We start from the raw sequence: 17,352 nt of genomic DNA, 5'->3' as shown, positions 1-17,352 counted from the left end.
CTCCGGCGCCCCAACCTCGAAGTGAGAACGCCATGACACTGCAGACCGACCAGTCCATCGACACCTCGCCCATCGCCGTCGCCGCGGACGGCCCGAGCGACCTCGACCCGCTCTGGCGCGCCGTCGAGACCGAGATGCGCACGCGCAGCAACGACATCCACGTGCCAATCTCCTTCGCTTTCGCCGAGCGGCTCTGCGAGGCCTACCCGGAGGCCGACGCCCTCGTCGTGCGGGTGGCCATCCTGCTGCACGACAGCGGCTGGGCCAGGGTGGACGAGACCAAGATCATCTCGGAGGGCTTCGGCGCGAACTGGCGCCAGGCCCAGATCCGCTACGAGCACGAGCTCAAGGGCTGCATGATCGCCAGGGAGGTGCTGCCGGGCCTCGGCTACGACGAGACCTTCATCACCCGGGTCACCGACATCATCGACGGCCATGACACCCGCGTCGAGTCGTACTCGATCGAGGACTCGCTCGTGCGCGACGCTGACCGGCTCTGGCGCTTCACCCCGGCCGGCATCGCCCTCGCCTCGAGCTGGTTCGGCCAGACGCCGTCGTTCTACTGCCGGCGCCTGCGGGCCGAGATCCTGCCGGAGCTCATCACCGCTGCCGGCCTCGAGATGGCGACGATCGAACTCGACAGGGCAGAGGCGCTGCTGAAGATCGCGGTGCTCTGATGACGGGGCAGTCGATCGACGCGGCACCGACAGCGGCGGCCACGGCTGCGGCCGGCCAGCCCGTCCAGCCCACGAGGTTCCCGGCCACGCTGCCCTATCGGCACACCGACGACCTCTTCATCGACGGCGCCTGGCGTGCGGCGAGCGGAACCGGTCGGACCACGGTGACCAACCCCGCGACGGAAGCGGAGTGGGGCAGTGTGCCGGTGGCATCCGCCGCCGACGTCGACCTCGCCGTCGCGGCCGCCCGCCGCGCGTTCGCGCGTGCCGGCGCCGGCGCTGACGGGTGGCGCGGGCTGGCCCCCTCGGTGCGCGCCGGGTACCTGGAACGCCTGGCCGGCGAGATCGAGAAGCGGGCGGCGGCGATCTCGCACACCAACACGTGGGAGAACGGCTCCCCGGTCGCCGAGACCGGGCGCGCGGCCTCGAATGCCGCAGCGATCTTCCGTTACTTCGCCGGACTGGCCGGGTACCTGGAGACCGCAGACGTGCGCCCGTTCCCCGACGGATCCGCCGAAACCGTCGTGCGGCAGGACCCGGTCGGCGTCTGCGCGCTCATCGCGCCGTGGAACTTCCCGATCAACCTCGTCGTGGCGAAGCTCGCGCCCGCGCTCATGGCCGGGTGCACCGTCGTGATCAAGCCGGCATCGCCGACGCCGCTCTCGATCCGCTTCCTCGCGGATGCCGCGGCAGCGGCAGGCATCCCCGCGGGCGTCGTGAACATCGTCACGGGGGACAGCGCCGTCGGCGACGCCCTCGTGCGGCACCCCGGAGTCGACAAAGTCGCCTTCACCGGCTCGACCCCGGTCGGCCGAAGAATCGCCGCGGCGTGCGGCGAGCTGCTGAGGCCGGTCACCCTCGAGCTCGGCGGCAAGTCGTCCGCGCTCGTTCTGCCGGACGTCGACCTCACGGCGATGCAGCAGGTGCTCATCCGCAGCTGCATGCGCAACACCGGGCAGACCTGTTACATCTCCACGCGTATCCTCGCGCCGGCCGGGCGCTACGACGAACTCGTCGACATGGTCACGGCGACGATCCAGGCCGCGCGGCAGGGCGACCCGATGGACCCGGACACCGTCTTCGGACCCGCCGCGACACGGGCGCAGCGCGACACGGTGCGCGGGTACATCCGCTCCGGCATCGCAGAGGGCGCCAGGGCGACCACGGGCGGTGACGTGCCGAGCGGCTTCGACCGCGGCTTCTTCGTGAAGCCGACCGTGTTCGCCGACGTGACGCCGGGGATGCGGATCGCGCGCGAGGAGATCTTCGGGCCGGTCCTGTCGATCCTGCGCTACGACACCCTCGACGAGGCGATCGGCATCGCGAACAACACCGCGTTCGGCCTCGGCGGCACGGTGTTCTCAGCGGATGCCGACGCCGCGTTCGATGCGGCCGCCCGGATGGACACCGGTTCCGTCGGCCTCGGCTTCTTCGCCTCCAACCACAACGCGCCCTTCGCCGGGCGGCACGATTCCGGCCTCGGCGCTGAGTTCGGACGCGAGGGCCTGCACGCCTACCTGCGCCCGCAGTCCGTGCACCGCCGCATCCGCTAGCCGGGACTCTCCGGCACCGCCTGGCGCGCCACGTGCGCCGGTGCGCGCCCGGTGTGCCTGGCGCGCAGGGGCGCACAGGGCGCGCGACGGGTGAATCGGGAGCTGTGGTGTCGGTGCGGGCGCGTCAGCGGGCGCCGACGACCATCCAGCGCGCGGCGCGGGCGCGCAGGCCGAGGGTGAGGCCGCGCGCGCCGAGGTAGCCGAAGGCGAACGCCGCCATGAGCCAGGCGAGCCCGACGGCGCCCTGCGGTGCCCAGGCGAGCACAGCCCAGGCCAGCGGCACGAAGACGAGCAGGTTCACCAGCCCGGTCACGGCGAGGTAGCGGGCATCGCCGGCGCCGATCAGCACGCCGTCGAGTACGAAGACGAGGCCGCAGAGCGGCCCGGACAGGCCGAGGACCACGAGTGTCAGGGGGAGGAGCGCGCTCACCTCTTCCGCCGTCGTGAACAGCCCGCCGAGCAGGGGGCTCGTCACGACGAGGAGGGCGCCGATGGCGGCACCCCCGAGCACACCCCACTCGAGGCAGCGCCGCAGCACCGCGCGCACCCCGGGGAGATCGCCGGCCCCGAGGCCGCGCCCGACGAGGGCCTGGGCGGCGATCGCGAGCGCGTCGAGGGCGAACGCCATCGCCGCGAACAGGGTCATCGCGATCTGGAACGCCGCGAGCTGGGGCGAGCCGAGGCTCGTGGCGACGAAAACCGCGAGCAGCATCGCCGCACGCAGGCTCACCGTGCGCAGGAACAGCCAGCCGCCGCTCGACGCCCCCCGCAGCATCCCGCCGCGGTGCGGCCGCAGCCGGGCACCCTCACGCCGGGCGTGCCGAACGACCACGACGAGATACACCGCGACCATCGCCCACTGCGCGACGACCGTGCCGAGCGCCGAGCCGACCAGGCCGAGCCCGAGACCATAGATGAACCACAGGTTGAGCACGATGTTGGCCGTGAAGCCGAGCCCCGCCACCCAGAGCGGCGTGCGGGTGTCCTGCAGTCCGCGGAGGAGTCCTGTCGCCGCGAACACGAGCAGCATCGCCGGAAGTCCCAGCATCGACACGGTGAGGTACCGGGCGGATGCCGCGGCCACGGCAGGCTCCGCGCCGAACGCTCCCACGAGCTGCGGGCTCAGCGCCGCGCCGAGCAGCGCGAGCACCAGACCGAGGCCGAGCGCGAGCCAGAGGCCGTCGATCCCGACGGACACGGCCCTGCCGCGGTCGCCCGCACCGAGCCAGCGGGCGACGGCAGGGGTCGTGCTGTACGCGAGGAACACCATCAGCCCGACGATGGTCTGCAACACCGCGCTCGCGAGGCCGAGTCCGGCCAGGTCGACCGCGCCGAGATGCCCGACCATCGCCGAGTCGGCGAGCAGGAACAAGGGTTCGGCGACGAGGGCGCCGAACGCAGGGAGGGCGAGGCGCAGGATCTCACGGTCGATGGGCCGCTGGCGGAAGATGGCGATGCTCCCGACTCTAGCGTCGCTCGCCGACACCGCACGGTCCGGCGCCGTCCGGCCTCGCCCGGCGTCGCACCCCGGCTCGAATTCCCGGGCACAGCGAATAGCATGGACGCATGACTGAGCTGGGGACCGCATCCGGAATCGACCGCGACGAACTCGACCCGGGCATCCGCCCACAGGACGATCTCTTCCGCCACGTGAACGGGAAATGGATCGACCGCACCGAGATTCCGGCGGACAAGGCCCGCTGGGGATCCTTCTACCTCCTCGCCGAGGAATCAGAGAAGGCCGTGCGGGAGATCATCCTCGAGGCGCAGACCGCTGAACCCGGAACAGAAGCCCGCAAGTTCGGCGACCTCTACTCGAGTTTCATGGACGAGGCGCGGGTGAATGCGCTCGGCGCAACGCCGCTCGCGGCCGACCTCGCGACCGTCGACCGGATCGACTCCGTCGCCTCCCTGCTCGGCACCCTCGGCCGCCTCGAGCGCGCCGGCGTCGCAGGCGCTTTCCAGCTCTATGTCGACAATGACCCGGGCAACCCGGAGCGCTACCTCGTCTTCCTGGAGCAGGGCGGGCTCGGCCTGCCGGACGAGTCCTACTATCGCGAGGAGAAGTTCGCGGCCGTCCGCGAGGCGTACCGCTCCTTCCTCGAGCGGATGTTCGGCCTCGCCGGCGTCGACGACGCCGCTGCCAGGGCGCAGCGCGTCTTCGACCTCGAAACCGAACTCGCCGGGCACCACTGGGACAACGTGCGCTCCCGCGACAGCGAGAAGACCTACAACCTCAAGACCTGGGGCCAGGTCACGGCCCTCGCCGCCGGAGCGGACCTGCACCTCTGGCTCGCGGGCCTCGATGCCCCGGCGGGAGCCCTCGAGGAGATCGTCGTCCGCCAGCCGAGCTTCGTGACCGGCCTGGCCGAGATGCTGACCGAGGACGGGATCGTCGGATGGAAGGACTGGCTGCGCTGGCAGATCATCCGCTCGAGCGCCTCGTACCTCTCCGACGACTTCGTCGAGGCGAGCTTCGACTTCTATGGCCGCACCCTCACCGGGACACCTCAGCTGCGGGACCGCTGGAAGCGCGGCGTCTCCCTCGTCGAGGGATCCCTCGGCGAGGCCGTCGGCCGGATCTACGTCGAACGGCACTTCAAGCCGAGCGCGAAGGCGAGCATGGACGTGCTCGTCGGCCACCTCGTCGAGGCATACCGCCAGAGCGTCGCCGAGCTCGACTGGATGACCCCGGAGACGCGGGCGCGTGCCCAGGACAAGCTCGAGAAGTTCACGCCCAAGATCGGCTACCCCGACAAATGGCGCGACTACTCGACCCTGTGGATGGAGGCGGGCGACCTGATCAAGAACGTGCGTGCCGCGAACGAGTTCGAGTTCCAGCGCGAACTGGGCAAGATCGGCAAGCCCCTCGACCGCGACGAGTGGTTCATGACCCCGCAGACAATCAACGCCTATTACAACCCCGGCTTCAACGAGATCGTCTTCCCCGCGGCCATCCTGCAGTTCCCGTTCTTCTCAGACGAGCGGGATGCCGCGGCGAATTACGGCGCCATCGGTGCCGTCATCGGGCACGAAATCGGGCACGGCTTCGACGACCAGGGTTCGAAGTACGACGGCGACGGGCTCCTGACCGACTGGTGGACCGCTGACGACCGTGCGGCCTTCGAAGAGCGCACGGGCTCGCTCATCGAGCAGTTCAACGCCCTGGCGCCGAAGCAGATCCCCGAGCATCACGTGAACGGCGCGCTCACGATCGGCGAGAACATCGGCGACCTCGGCGGCCTCTCGATCGCCTGGAAGGCCTACCTGATCTCGCTCGACGGCGCAGAGCCGCCCGTGATCGACGGTCTCACCGGCGCCCAGCGCTTCTTCCTGTCCTGGGCCCAGGCCTGGCAGCTGAAGATGCGCGACGAGGAGGCCATCCGCCTGATCTCGATCGACCCGCACTCGCCGAATGAGTTCCGCTGCAACCAGATCGTGCGGAACATCGACGAGTTCTACGCGGCCTTCGGCGTCGCGGCAGGCGACGAACTCTGGCTCGACCCGGACAAACGCGTCACCATCTGGTAGCCCCGCCGGCGTCCGGCCCCGGCGTATGTCGGGTGTCTGGGCTATGGTGCTGAGGGGAACACGGAGCCGGAAATCGGAGCCGGAACACGGAGGGACCCGAAAAAGTGTCCACGCCAGCGCGGGAATCGGAGCGACGGTCGCGTCGCGGTGCCCCGAGCAGGGCACGGCACGGCGTTTCGGAGTCGATGGCGAACTTCGGCCGCGGGTTCCAGGCCCTCGGCACCCTCGCCGTCGACGGCGTGCAGGTCTCGGCCCGCGCCACTGACCTCGCGACCGGCAAGGTCCTCTTCTCCGTTGACGACCACGTCGTGATGCCGACAGCGGGGATCGGAACCGTCCTCCTCCTCATCGAGGTCGCCGCCCGGCTCCCGAACGCCGAATTCGGCGCCCTCACCATCCTCGACCGCACCCCGGCGGACTCCGTCGGAGGGTCAGGCGTCTGGCAGCACCTGCAGGCCCCGTCGCTTCCCGTCGCTGACCTCGCGGCCCTGGTCGGGGGTCTCGGCGACAACCTCGCAGCGAACGTGCTGCTGCGCGCGGTCGGCCTCGCGGCCGTCCAGGCGCGCACCGAACAGCTCGGCATCTCCCACACCGCTCTGCTCGACCTCGTCCGCGACGAACGCGGCCCCGATCACGCACCCCAGCTCTCCGTCGGCAGCGCCCAGGAACTCACGGGACTCTTCATGTCCCTCGCCCGCGGGGAGGTCGTGGATGCCGCGACGAGCGAACGCGTGATCGGCTGGCTGTCCCTCGGCGCAGACCTCTCCCTCGTCGCGAGCGCCTTCGGGCTCGATCCCTTCGCGCACCGCGGCGGCGACCACGGGCTGCTCCTCGTCAACAAGACCGGAACGGGACCCGGCGTCCGGAGCGAGGCCGGCGTGCTCCGCGGCCCGCGGGCCGGCGTCGCCTATGCCGTCTCGATGTCCTTCGCCGACACCCGCCTGCCCCTGCGCCTCGCTGTCCTCGACGGGATGCGGGCCGTCGGCCTCGACCTGCTCGAGTACGTGCACTGAACCTGAGTTCCTGAGTTCCTGAGTTCCTGACCACCCGAACCGCCTGAACACCCCAAGAGACCCGCCGACGAGAGGGGCAGCGGATGTCCGCCAACGACCGGAAGCACACCGAAACGGACACCGGCCTGTCGGGGGCGAGTCCCGGCATCCGCCCGGTCTTCGAGGTGGAGCTCAACGGCATCAACGCCGTCGACCGCACGGAGCACCGCGGCCGCCCGAGCGAGTTGTTCTGGCCGTGGTTCGCGGCGAACGTCTCGGTGCTCGGCATCAGCTACGGCTCGTTCCTGCTCGGTTTCGGCATCTCCTTCTGGCAGGCGACGATCGTCGGCCTCGTCGGGATCGTGCTCTCCTTCGCGCTCTGCGGGTTCGTGGCGCTCGCGGGCAAGCGCGGCCACGCGCCGACGATGACCCTGAGCAGGGCGGTCTTCGGAGTCGACGGCAACCGGGTGCCGTCCGCGTTGTCGTGGCTGCTCACCGTCGGCTGGGAGACCGTGCTCGCCTCGCTCGCCGTGCTCGCGACGGCGACGGTCTTCACCGAGCTCGGCTGGGACGGCGGGGCGCTCACCCAGGTGGTGGCCCTCGTCGTCGTGGCCGGCCTGATCGTGCTCGGTGGCGTCTTCGGCTTCGACCTGATCATGCGGCTGCAGAAATGGATCACGATCGTCACGGGCCTGCTCACTGTCGTCTACGTGTTCCTCGTCGTCGATCACATCGACTTCCCGGCCATCGCGGCGATCCCCGCCGGGGACACCCCCCACGTGATCGGCGCGCTCGTCTTCATGATGACGGGCTTCGGCCTCGGCTGGGTGCAGGCCGCCGCCGACTATTCCCGGTACCTTCCCCGCTCGGCCTCGAGCCGCGGCGTCGTCGGCTGGACGACGGCGGGCGCCTCGCTCGCCCCCGTCGTGCTGCTCCTCTTCGGGCTCCTGCTCGCCGGGTCATCGAGCGACCTCAGCGCCGCCATCGCCGTCGACCCGATCGGGGCGCTCACGACGATCCTGCCGGTCTGGTTCCTGGTTCCGTTCGCCCTCGTCGCGGTTCTCGGCCTGATCGGCGGCGCCGTCCTCGACATCTACTCCTCCGGGCTGGCGCTCCTCGCGGCGGGGCTTCGGGTGCCGCGCTTCGCGGCCGCCGGGATCGACGGGGTGATCATGGTGCTCGGCGCGATCTACGTCGTGTTCTTCGCCGGGAGCTTCCTCGGTCCGTTCCAGGGCTTCCTGATCACCCTCGGCGTGCCCGTCGCGGCCTGGTGCGGCATCTTCCTCGCCGATTTCGCGCTCCGCCGCTCCGACTACGACGCCGCGGGCCTCCTCGACCCGCGCGGGCGCTACGGGAGCGTGCGGGTCGGCGCGCTCGCACTCCTCGTGCTCGGGTCCGTCGTGGGCTGGGGCCTCGTCACCAACGGCTTCGCGGACTGGCTCGCCTGGCAGGGGTACCTGCTCGATCCCCTCGGCCTCGGCGGCCGAACGGGCGACTGGGCGTTCGCGAACCTCGGCGTGCTCGTCGCCCTCGTGATCGGCTTCTGCGGCATGCTCCTCGTCGGCCGCGGCGCCGTCCGCGCCCAGGAGCGGCAGCCCGTCTGATCCGCCCGCGTCGGCAGGCAGCGCGGCGCCGGGGCGCGGACGGGGCCGCGCTCAGTCGGGCGCCGGTGCGGGGTCGGCCGGGGGTTTCGGCTTCCACTGGTTGGCCCGTTCGCCCCGGCCGGCGAGCACAGCCGTCTCATCGATACGTTTTTGGCGGGTCGCCGGAGTCTTCGCCTGCACGATCCATTCGAGGATGCCGCGGCGAGCCGAGGGCGGGAACGCGTCCCACTGCGCGCGGGCACCCCCGATCCCGTCGAGAGCTGCGCCGAGGTCCGCGGGAACCGTGAGGTTCTCGACCTCGTCGAGCCGGGTCCAGGAACCGTCCGCCTCTGCGGCCGCGACGACGGCCTCCCCGGCCGGCAGCATCCGCCCCTCGCGCCTGAGCAGTTCGATGCGCAGCTTGTTCGGCCTCGCCCAGGCGCTGCCGCGCTTCCGCGGTGAGAAGTAGAGCATCGTCCGGTGCTCGTCCAGCCGGGCCGGTTTGCTGTCGATCCAGCCGACGGAGAGCGCCTCGAGAACGGCGTCCTCGTAGGCGAGGATCGGCCGGCCGGCGGCCTTCCGCCAGAAGACGAGCCAGACCGCGGTCGACACCGCGTGGTTCTCCACGAGCCAGGTCCGCCACTCCTCGACCGACTCAGGGTGGATGCGCGGTACCTGGTCACCGCCCGCGTCCCGTTCAGTCATGCGACGACCATACCCGCGTCCCGCGCCGCCCGGGTCGGGGGAGGGGTCAGGAGGGCGGAGCGAGGCCGAGGCGCGGGTAGAGCGCGGCGAAGCCGGCGTCGAGGCCTCCGTTCAGCGCCCCCACTTCGTGCCCGACGCCGGGGATCTCGGCGTATGACGCGGTCATTCCCGCGGCCTGGGCTGCGTCGACGAGCATCCGTTGCCCGGCGGCGACGCCCGGGTCAGCTGCGCCGGCAGTGAAGATCGCGAATGTCCCCGGGTAGCGGTGCCCGGCGAGAAGGTTCACCGGCTTCTGCGCGTCATAGGCCGCCTGGCTGCCGCCGAACACGTCGTTCAGGGTCTGGTCCTGGATCTCGGAGCCGGGGAATGACTCGCCGGAGATGTCGATCACGTTCGACCAGATGTCGGGATGCTTGGCCGCGAGGGAGATCGCGCACTGGCCGCCATTGGAGAACCCGGCGATCGTCCAGTACCGGTGGTCGTGCGTCACGTTGAGGTTCGCGGCAGCCCAGCCGACGACGTCCCTGGTGAGGAAGGTCTCCGCGTTTCCGTACCTCGCGGTGTCGAGGCACAGCGGGTCGACGGAGGGATCGCCCAGCTGGTCGGCGACGACGACGATCGGCGCGAGACCCCCGTGCTGGGAGGCCGCACGGTCGAGGCTCGCCGCGACGTATTCCGGGTCGGGGTTGCCTGGCTGGCCCAGCAGCATGATCACGAGCGGCAATGCCGGCGCGTCCGGGACGAGCGCCGCAGGGGGCAGGTAGATTCCGGCCGGCCGGGAGCGGAATCCGGAGACGGTGTTCGGGATCACCTGGCTCCCGGTGTTTCCCGCGGCGGGGATGTCGGCGGGTGGATTCCACGTCTGCCAGAGGGCGCGACCCGTCCGGTCAGGGTTGGGGTCGACTCTCGAGCCAGGGTGGGAGCCGGTGCCTGCGACCGGGGTCGAGCGTGGCGCTGCCGGATTCAGTGCGATCGGCGGCAGCACGTTCACCCCGAGAAGCGCGCCGAGGGTGCGGTCAAGGCCATAGCCCGCATTGATCCCGAGCGCCCCCGTCGCGACGAAGAGCAGCACCGATGCGGCGGCGAGGCTCCGGCGTGCCGGCCGCGTCTTCCACAGGTTCACGAGTGCGATCCCGACGGCGGCGCAGGCCGCGCCGAGCCACGCGTACGCCACGGGTACGAGGCCCATCCCGAACACGTTGAAGACCCGCACCAGGAAGAACCAGAGGAGCACCGCGACAACGCCTCCGGAGGCGACCGCGACCGCGACGGTCATGAGCCAGCGCGGGGTCGGTCGTCGGGCGAGCAGGAAGACCACGGCCGCGCCGGACAGGGTGTACGCGCCGACGATGACGGGGCCGTGCAGGATATCCGTGCGCAGGAGCGCCTGGAGGGCGTCCACGCCTAGCCGAGCCCGAGTCGGCTGGCGAGCACGCCGAACGCCTCGGTGAGTCCACCGCCCAGCGCCTCGAAGGAGTGGCCCTCGCCGGGCACCTCGTAGTACGTCACCGCCACCCCCGCAGCCCTGGCCGTTCCGCTCAGATCCTTCAGCCCCGGTTCCATCACCGAGTCCTCCGAGCCGACCGTGAACACGGCCGTGGTGTCAGGGTAGCGGCTCCTGCCCAGCAGCGTGGCCGGTTTTGTCGCGTCGTAGGCAGCCTGGTCACCCCCGAACACGTCAGCCAGGACCTCCGGCTCCGTCTCGAGTCCCGCATACACCGTGCCGGAGGCGTCGATGAGGCTGCCCCAGACCTCCGGGTACCGGAGCGCGAGCGACAAGGCGCACTGGCCGCCGTTCGAGAACCCGGCGACGGTCCACGATTCGCGGCCGGCCTCGATGTTGAGGTTGCCCCGCGCCCAGGCGAGAACGTCCTCCTCGAGGTACGTCTCGACCCGGCCGTATTCCGCCGTGTCGAGGCACAGCGAGTCGACGTCCGGGTCGCCCAGCTGGTCGGCGACGAGCACGATCGGGGCGAGGCCGTTGTGGGCTGCGGCGAAGGCGTCGAGCACGGATGCGATCGGGCCGGCGTCCGGGTCGCCCGGCTGTCCCATCATCATCAGCACGAACGGCAGGGCTGGGGCGTCGGGGACGAGCGCGGCCGGCGGGAGGTAGACCTCGGCGTCGCGCGCGCTGAAACCCGAAGCGGTCGCCGGGATCCGGACGCTGCCGATGGTGCCCTGGGCGGGCAGGCCGGCCGGTGGCCGCCAGGTCGCGGAGAGGGGGGACGAGTCATCCACCCCCGGCGCGGGCGGTGCCGGCCTGTCGGGGAGAGACAGCGCGGGGACGGCCTGGTCCGGCTGCGCGAGTCCCGTCGCGACGCTGACCGTGAGGACGACGGTGGCGACGAGCAGCACCAGGCCGGCGGCGCCTGCGGCGATCCAGCGGCGCCGCGGGGTGAACCCGTTGCCCATCCGACCACCCTCTCCTGAAGCCGACGCGAGCCCTGCCACTCTGTCATTGCCGACGTTAGGAAGACAAGCTGGACATTCGGTGCGAGCGGCTGATTCCAGGCTCGCGAAAGCGGGTGAGCCGTCGGTCTGCCCCAGTCATGACGACGGCTCACCCGCTTTCGCGAGCCTCAGGAGTGGGTCAGCAGCAGCGGCCCTGCGGGTTGGCGTCCTGGCGGTCGGTCTGGTCCCGCCAGAACTCGCGCTCGGTCATCATCCGCTCGGTGGGGTGAGCAGGGTCCGCGGTCCCGTGCGCGGCCTCGTGGTGCGCCCGGTACTTGTCCCAGGCGTCCTCTCCCATCACCCCTTTGACGTACCAGGCCACGCTCCGCGCTGCCCGGCGGATGCCGCCGAGGAGCGCAGCGAGCGAGGTCCCGCCTGCCGAGGGCATCCGCTGCCCCCGGCGTGCCCCTGCTGTCATCACCGGACCGTCACCGGCCAGGGGTGCCCGCGCCGGCGTTCCGCGCCGTCCGGGCGTTCTTCTCGGCGGCAGCCTGGGCTTCCCAGCGGCCCTGCAGCTCCTTTTCGGCCGGGGTCGGCAGGAAGCCGGAGGGCGCGAACATCTGCGACGGGAGCGCAGGGTCCTCGTTGGTGCCGAAATCGCGGCTCTTCCAGGACTTCCAGGTCGCAACGACCGAGGAGACGATCACGATGATCGCGAGGGTGACGAAGAGGATCGACAGGAGACCCTGCACCATCGTGTTCCGTACCACGGCCTCCATGGCCGCGACGCTCGGCGCCGTTCCGAACGAGGTCTTCCCCGCCGCGAGGGCGTCGGAGAATGCCTTGTTCTGGGCGAAGTAACCGACCGCGGGGACGGTTGAGAAGATCTTCAGCATCGAGGCGTAGATCGTGATGATCGCGGCGAACGCGAGGGGCACGGCGACGATCCAGATGTACTTGAATTTGCCCTGCTTCGCGACGATCGCCATGCACACCGCGAGTGCGATTGCGGCCAGCAGCTGGTTCGCGATCCCGAAGAGCGGGAACAGGGTGTTGATGCCGCCGAGCGGGTCCGTGACGCCCATGATCAGCACGGCGCCCCAGAGGAGAACCATGATGCCCGTGGTGAGCCAGGCCCCCGTGCGCCAGGAGGTGTTCTTGAACTTCGGGAAGAAGTTGCCGAGGCTGTCCTGGAGCATGAAGCGCGCGACGCGGGTGCCCGCGTCGACGGCGGTGAGGATGAACAGCGCCTCGAACATGATCGCGAAGTGGTACCAGAACGCCATCATGCCCGAGCCTCCTGCGACCTGCTGCATGATGTGCGCGAGCCCGACCGAGAGCGTCGGGGCGCCGCCGGAGCGGGAGACGATCGTGGCCTCTCCGACGTCCTTCGCCGTCTGGGTGAGCATGTCGGGGGTGAGGTTGACCCCGGTGAGCCCGAGGCTGTTCACGAACGCGACAGCGCCTTCGACGGTGCCCCCGGTGAGGGCCGCCGAGGAGTTCATCGCGAAGTAGATGCCGCGGTCGATCGAGACGGCGGCGACGAGGGCCATGATCGCGACGAAGCTCTCCATGAGCATGCCGCCATAACCGATGAAGCGGGTCTGGCGTTCCTTCTCGATGAGCTTCGGGGTCGTGCCGGAGGCGATCAGGGCGTGGAAGCCGGAAAGGGCACCGCAGGCGATCGTGACGAAGAGGAACGGGAAGAGCGACCCGCTCACGACCGGTCCGCCGTTGGCGACGAACTCGCTGAATGCCGGGACCGTGATCTCCGGGCGCACGATGATGATCGCGATCGCGAGCATCCCGATCGTTCCGATCTTCATGAAGGTCGAGAGGTAGTCGCGCGGGGCGAGCAGCAGCCAGACCGGGAGGATCGCTGCGACGAAGCCGTAGATGATGATGCCGATCGCGAGCGGCACCGGGTCGACGTGGAAGAACGATGCTCCCCACGCCGTGTTCGAGATGGCGCCGCCGCCGATGATGGCGGCCAGGAGCAGCACGAACCCGATGATCGACACCTCGCTGACCTTGCCCGGGCGGAAGAAGCGCAGGTAGCAGCCCATGAAGAGCGCGATCGGGATGGTCATGCCGACTGAGAAGACGCCCCAGGGGCTCGCCGCGAGGGCGTTGACAACGACGAGGGCGAGGATCGCGACGATGATGACCATGATCGCCATCGTGGCGATCAGGGCGGCGGTGCCGCCGATCTTGCCGAGCTCGTCGCGGGCCATCTGGCCGAGCGAACGTCCGCCTCGGCGCATCGAGTAGAACAGCACGATGTAGTCCTGCACCGCACCGGCGAGAACGACGCCGACGATGATCCAGATCGTGCCGGGCAGGTAGCCCATCTGCGCGGCGAGCACCGGGCCGACGAGCGGGCCTGCCCCGGCGATCGCGGCGAAGTGGTGGCCGAACAGCACCCGGCGGTCCGTCGCCGCGAAGTCCTTGCCGTCCGCCTTGTACTCTGCGGGGGTCGCCCTGCGGTCATCGGGCTTCAGCAGGTGCTTCTGGATGTAGTTCGAGTAGAAGCGGTAGCCGATCAGGTAGGTGCACACCGCGGCGAAGACGAACCAGATGGCGTTCACGGTCTCGCCGCGGACAACCGCGAGCATGACCCAGCTCAGTCCGCCGAGGAGGGAGATGCCGGCCCAGAGTGCGATCTTGGCCGGGGTCCAGCGTCGCTCCTGGGCGTCGTGCTCGGTCTGGTCGAGTGCGACAGGGAGCAGGGACGGATCGCGATCGAGCGGACCGGCCCCCGTGAAAGCGTCGTGCGGCGTGCGGGGCCTGGTGCCCATGATCTCTCCTTTGAGGGTGGTGCAGATGGTGCTGAGGTGCGGTTCACGACCGTGCCGAATCCAAGCTGAGAAAAAGCTGAATTCGTGATGATTCCTTAGCAAGGCTAACAGCCAGAGGGGCGCACCGGGACGAGCGCCTAAAATGGGTACGCCTGACCGGGATTTTCCGCACGGCACGCCCCACATCCACCCTCGACCATTGGAGCCACCGTGGCCGCACCCTCCCGCCTCGATTCCGTCATCGCCCTCGCCCGCCACCGCGGGTTCGTCTTCCAGGCGGGTGAAATCTACGGCGGATCCCGGTCCGCGTGGGACTACGGGCCCCTCGGCGTCGAGCTCAAGGAGAACATCAAGAAGCAGTGGTGGCGCTTCATGGTCACGAGCCGCGACGACGTCGTCGGGCTCGACTCCTCGGTGATCCTGCCCAGGAAGGTGTGGGAGGCATCCGGTCACGTCGAGGTCTTCAGCGACCCCCTCGTCGAGTGCACGAGCTGTCACAAGCGTTTCCGCGCCGACCACCTCGAGGAGGAGTTCGAGGAGAAGAAGGGGCGCCCCGCAGAGGGCGGCCTCGACGGCATCCCCTGCCCGAACTGCGGCAACCGGCACATCTGGACGGAGCCGCGCGCCTTCTCCGGCCTGCTCAAGACCTATCTCGGTCCCGTCGACGACGAGGCGGGCATGCACTACCTGCGTCCAGAGACCGCGCAGGGCATCTTCGTGAACTTCGCCAACGTGCTCCAGGCTGCCAGGATGAAGCCCCCGTTCGGCATCGGCCAGATCGGCAAGAGCTTCCGCAACGAGATCACACCGGGCAACTTCATCTTCCGCACCCGCGAGTTCGAGCAGATGGAGATGGAATTCTTCGTCGAGCCCGGCACAGATGAGACCTGGCACGAGTACTGGCTCGAGCAGCGCATGAGCTGGTACACCGGCCTCGGCATCGAGCCGGAGAACCTGCGCTTCTTCGAACACCCGGCCGAGAAGCTCTCGCACTACTCCAAGCGCACCGTCGACATCGAGTACCGCTTCGGGTTCAGCGGGAGTGAGTTCGGCGAGCTCGAAGGCGTGGCGAACCGCACGGACTTCGACCTCAAGACGCACGCTGCGGCATCGGGCAAGGATCTCTCGTACTTCGACCAGACCAAGAACGAGCGCTGGGTGCCCTACGTGATCGAGCCGGCGGCCGGGCTCACCCGCTCGCTGATGGCGTTCCTCGTCGACGCGTACCACGAGGAGGAAGTGCCGAACGCGAAGGGCGGCGTCGACAAGCGCACCGTGCTCAAGCTCGACCCGCGCCTCGCGCCGATCAAGGCCGCCGTGCTTCCGCTGTCCCGCAACGAGGCGCTCTCGCCGATGGCGCGCTCCCTCGCTTCCCGCTTGCGCGAGTCGTGGAACGTCGACTTCGACGACGCCGGCGCGATCGGGCGCCGCTACCGCCGCCAGGACGAGATCGGCACCCCGTATTGCATCACGGTCGACTTCGACTCTCTCGAAGACCAGGCCGTCACCGTGCGCGACCGCGACACCATGCAGCAGGAGCGGGTGCCGCTCGACAAGCTCGACGCCTACCTCGCCGAGCGCCTCCGCGGAGCCTGACCCGAGCGCGGGCTTTTCGCCGCTGCGCGTGTGGTCCGCCACCCGCGCAGCGGCGCAGCTCCCGCGCTCGCCGAAGAGACGCCGAGACGCCGCGCGCGAGCGCTCAGGAGGCCCGGTGCGCCGATCCGGGGAACGGATCCAGGGGCGGAGCGGACTCGGCCACGGAGCCGGCGCCGGACTCGACCCGGATGCCGAAGAGGGCGTCGAGGCCGCCGGTGAACGCGGCCTGCTCACCGGCCCTCGCGAGTTCGCGTGAGCGCACCATCGGCGTGTGCAGCAGGACGCTCGCGAGATGCCGCAACGCCCGCTCGGTCTGTTCGGTATCGTCGCCGTGCGCGCGCGCCCGTTCGATCTCTGAATCGAGCAGGTCGAAGACGTGGCTGCGCAACGCGACGACCGCTGGGGTGAGGCTCTGCTCTTCCGCGACCGCAGAGAACTTGCGTGCGGCGCGGTCGACGAGCAGGCGGGCCTCGCTCGTCGCATTGAGCTCTTCGAGCGGGGCGTGGATGCGGATGGTCTCGAGGTCGAGCAGCTCGACTCCCGGGACCTCGGTGACGTCAGGAGCGACGTTGCGCGGCAGGCCGAGGTCGATGATGAGCCGTCGGCCGGCCGGAGCGACCGGCTGTGCTCCGGCGTCGACATCCGCGGTTGCTGCCGCGCCCTCCCGGAGCAGTGCGGCCGTGACGACGTGGTGTTCGACGGTCGTGCAGGTCAGGATCAGGTCGGCACGATCGGCTTCGACGGCGAATCCCGACTCGGTGATCGCGGTGATGCCATGCGAGCCCGCGAACTTGACGGCGCGCCCGGTGGGCGAGTAGACCCGCACGTCGGAGACGCCGAGGTCGCGGAGCGCTGCGAGGGCGGCGCCGGCGTAACGGCCGGTTCCGACGAGCAGCACGCGGGTGCTCGCCCAGTTCACGATGCGGGTCTCGGCGAGCTGCAGGGCGAGGCGCACGAGTGACCGCCCGGCCGCGCCGATTCCGGTGCGGTTCTTGATGCCGCGGGAGGTCTGCGACGCGCGCTGGAACAGCCGCTCGAGTTCGGGGGTGGTCGTGCCGCGCTCGCGGGCCTGCTCGAGGGAGCGGCGCACCTGGCCTGCGATCTCGCCCTCGCCGACGACGACGGATTCCAGGCCGCTCGTCACCGCGAACAGGTGCTCGGCGACGCCGTTGCCGTGCACGAAGTCGAGGGTCTCGCGGAGGACCTCAGCGGTGACGCCGGTGCCGGCGCTGACGCCCGCGATCGCGGCCTGTACGGCCTCGAGGGGGGAGGCGCCGTCGGGTTCGTCGAGGTCGAGGTAGGCCTCGAAGCGGTTGCAGGTTGCGACGATGACCGCTCCGGACAGGCTCGGGTATCGCTCGATGATGCCGCCTGCCGTGCCGGGCGCGCCGACGGACAGCTTCTCGAGTACATCGAAACTCGAGTTCTTGTGGTTCGCGGACAGGCAGATCAGCACTCGGTGAGTCTACTTTGTCCATCTGGGCGTGGATCATCTGCGGAAAGCGCTTGGCTCCTGAAAGTTTGAC

13 protein-coding genes are annotated in these 17,352 nt (G+C 70.1%); 6 read left to right on the top strand and 7 right to left on the bottom strand.

The window, feature by feature from the left end; genetic code table 11:
* The first annotated feature begins 32 nt into the window (after nucleotides 1-32).
* Together E3O50_RS09005 and E3O50_RS09000 are read left to right on the top strand one after the other, a co-directional pair.
* On the top strand, nucleotides 33-677 hold the full coding sequence (locus E3O50_RS09005) for an HD domain-containing protein (RefSeq protein ID WP_134560512.1): 645 nt from the start codon (nucleotides 33-35) through the stop codon (nucleotides 675-677).
* Entirely contained in the window at nucleotides 677-2,230 is a 1,554-nt protein-coding gene (locus E3O50_RS09000; RefSeq protein WP_134564556.1) for an aldehyde dehydrogenase family protein, read from the top strand. The genes E3O50_RS09005 and E3O50_RS09000 overlap by 1 nt, the downstream gene beginning before the upstream one ends.
* A 124-nt stretch (nucleotides 2,231-2,354) precedes the next feature.
* Here E3O50_RS09000 and E3O50_RS08995 read toward each other — a convergent pair whose 3' ends face one another.
* Nucleotides 2,355-3,716 carry an MATE family efflux transporter gene (locus E3O50_RS08995; protein ID WP_241975510.1) on the bottom strand — a complete coding sequence of 454 codons (1,362 nt, stop codon included), beginning with the start codon at nucleotides 3,714-3,716 and terminating at the stop codon, nucleotides 2,355-2,357.
* Nucleotides 3,717-3,796: 80 nt separating this feature from the next.
* Between E3O50_RS08995 and E3O50_RS08990 the strand changes: the two genes are divergently transcribed.
* From E3O50_RS08990 to E3O50_RS08980, 3 genes are all read left to right on the top strand, one after another.
* Entirely contained in the window at nucleotides 3,797-5,761 is a 1,965-nt protein-coding gene (locus E3O50_RS08990; RefSeq protein ID WP_134449216.1) for a M13-type metalloendopeptidase, read from the top strand.
* Between the two features lie 185 nt (nucleotides 5,762-5,946).
* Nucleotides 5,947-6,774 (top strand): serine hydrolase, encoded by an 828-nt coding sequence (locus E3O50_RS08985; RefSeq protein ID WP_166787373.1) that lies wholly within the window; start codon nucleotides 5,947-5,949, stop codon nucleotides 6,772-6,774.
* 83 nt (nucleotides 6,775-6,857) lie between these two features.
* A complete protein-coding gene (locus E3O50_RS08980; RefSeq protein WP_134449214.1) occupies nucleotides 6,858-8,357 on the top strand; it encodes a cytosine permease in 1,500 nt (499 codons plus the stop codon).
* 51 nt (nucleotides 8,358-8,408) lie between these two features.
* Here E3O50_RS08980 and E3O50_RS08975 read toward each other — a convergent pair whose 3' ends face one another.
* From E3O50_RS08975 to E3O50_RS08955, 5 genes are all read right to left on the bottom strand, one after another.
* Entirely contained in the window at nucleotides 8,409-9,041 is a 633-nt protein-coding gene (locus tag E3O50_RS08975; protein ID WP_134449213.1) for a YdeI/OmpD-associated family protein, read from the bottom strand.
* Between the two features lie 46 nt (nucleotides 9,042-9,087).
* Entirely contained in the window at nucleotides 9,088-10,443 is a 1,356-nt protein-coding gene (locus tag E3O50_RS08970) for an alpha/beta hydrolase-fold protein (RefSeq protein WP_134560695.1), read from the bottom strand.
* 2 nt (nucleotides 10,444-10,445) lie between these two features.
* Entirely contained in the window at nucleotides 10,446-11,453 is a 1,008-nt protein-coding gene (locus E3O50_RS08965; RefSeq protein ID WP_134560694.1) for an alpha/beta hydrolase-fold protein, read from the bottom strand.
* A gap of 178 nt (nucleotides 11,454-11,631) precedes the next feature.
* Complete coding sequence (locus tag E3O50_RS19810; protein ID WP_134560704.1) at nucleotides 11,632-11,880, bottom strand: YbdD/YjiX family protein; 249 nt, start codon at nucleotides 11,878-11,880, stop codon at nucleotides 11,632-11,634.
* A gap of 40 nt (nucleotides 11,881-11,920) precedes the next feature.
* Nucleotides 11,921-14,230 (bottom strand): carbon starvation CstA family protein, encoded by a 2,310-nt coding sequence (locus E3O50_RS08955; protein WP_134449210.1) that lies wholly within the window; start codon nucleotides 14,228-14,230, stop codon nucleotides 11,921-11,923.
* 210 nt (nucleotides 14,231-14,440) lie between these two features.
* Between E3O50_RS08955 and E3O50_RS08950 the strand changes: the two genes are divergently transcribed.
* Nucleotides 14,441-15,826 (top strand): glycine--tRNA ligase, encoded by a 1,386-nt coding sequence (locus E3O50_RS08950; protein ID WP_134449209.1) that lies wholly within the window; start codon nucleotides 14,441-14,443, stop codon nucleotides 15,824-15,826.
* 103 nt (nucleotides 15,827-15,929) lie between these two features.
* Here E3O50_RS08950 and E3O50_RS08945 read toward each other — a convergent pair whose 3' ends face one another.
* Nucleotides 15,930-17,282: a glutamyl-tRNA reductase gene (locus E3O50_RS08945; protein WP_134560693.1), complete on the bottom strand. Its 1,353-nt coding sequence runs from the start codon at nucleotides 17,280-17,282 to the stop codon at nucleotides 15,930-15,932.
* Nucleotides 17,283-17,352 lie beyond the last annotated feature (70 nt).

Source organism: Cryobacterium sp. MDB1-18-1 (assembly GCF_004402735.1).
Classification (GTDB): domain Bacteria; phylum Actinomycetota; class Actinomycetes; order Actinomycetales; family Microbacteriaceae; genus Cryobacterium; species Cryobacterium glucosi.
This window is presented reverse-complemented; position numbering and strand designations above follow the sequence as displayed.

Excerpts from the sequence above, each read along its gene's own strand:
- E3O50_RS09005 (WP_134560512.1), top strand. The coding sequence starts at position 33 with ATGACACTGCAGACCGACCAGTCCATCGACACCTCGCCCATCGCCGTC.
- E3O50_RS09000 (WP_134564556.1), top strand. The coding sequence starts at position 677 with ATGACGGGGCAGTCGATCGACGCGGCACCGACAGCGGCGGCCACGGCT.
- E3O50_RS08990 (WP_134449216.1), top strand. The coding sequence starts at position 3,797 with ATGACTGAGCTGGGGACCGCATCCGGAATCGACCGCGACGAACTCGAC.
- E3O50_RS08985 (WP_166787373.1), top strand. The coding sequence starts at position 5,947 with ATGGCGAACTTCGGCCGCGGGTTCCAGGCCCTCGGCACCCTCGCCGTC.
- E3O50_RS08980 (WP_134449214.1), top strand. The coding sequence starts at position 6,858 with ATGTCCGCCAACGACCGGAAGCACACCGAAACGGACACCGGCCTGTCG.
- E3O50_RS08975 (WP_134449213.1), bottom strand. The coding sequence starts at position 9,041 with ATGACTGAACGGGACGCGGGCGGTGACCAGGTACCGCGCATCCACCCT.
- E3O50_RS08965 (WP_134560694.1), bottom strand. The coding sequence starts at position 11,453 with ATGGGCAACGGGTTCACCCCGCGGCGCCGCTGGATCGCCGCAGGCGCC.
- E3O50_RS19810 (WP_134560704.1), bottom strand. The coding sequence starts at position 11,880 with ATGCCCTCGGCAGGCGGGACCTCGCTCGCTGCGCTCCTCGGCGGCATC.
- E3O50_RS08955 (WP_134449210.1), bottom strand. The coding sequence starts at position 14,230 with ATGGGCACCAGGCCCCGCACGCCGCACGACGCTTTCACGGGGGCCGGT.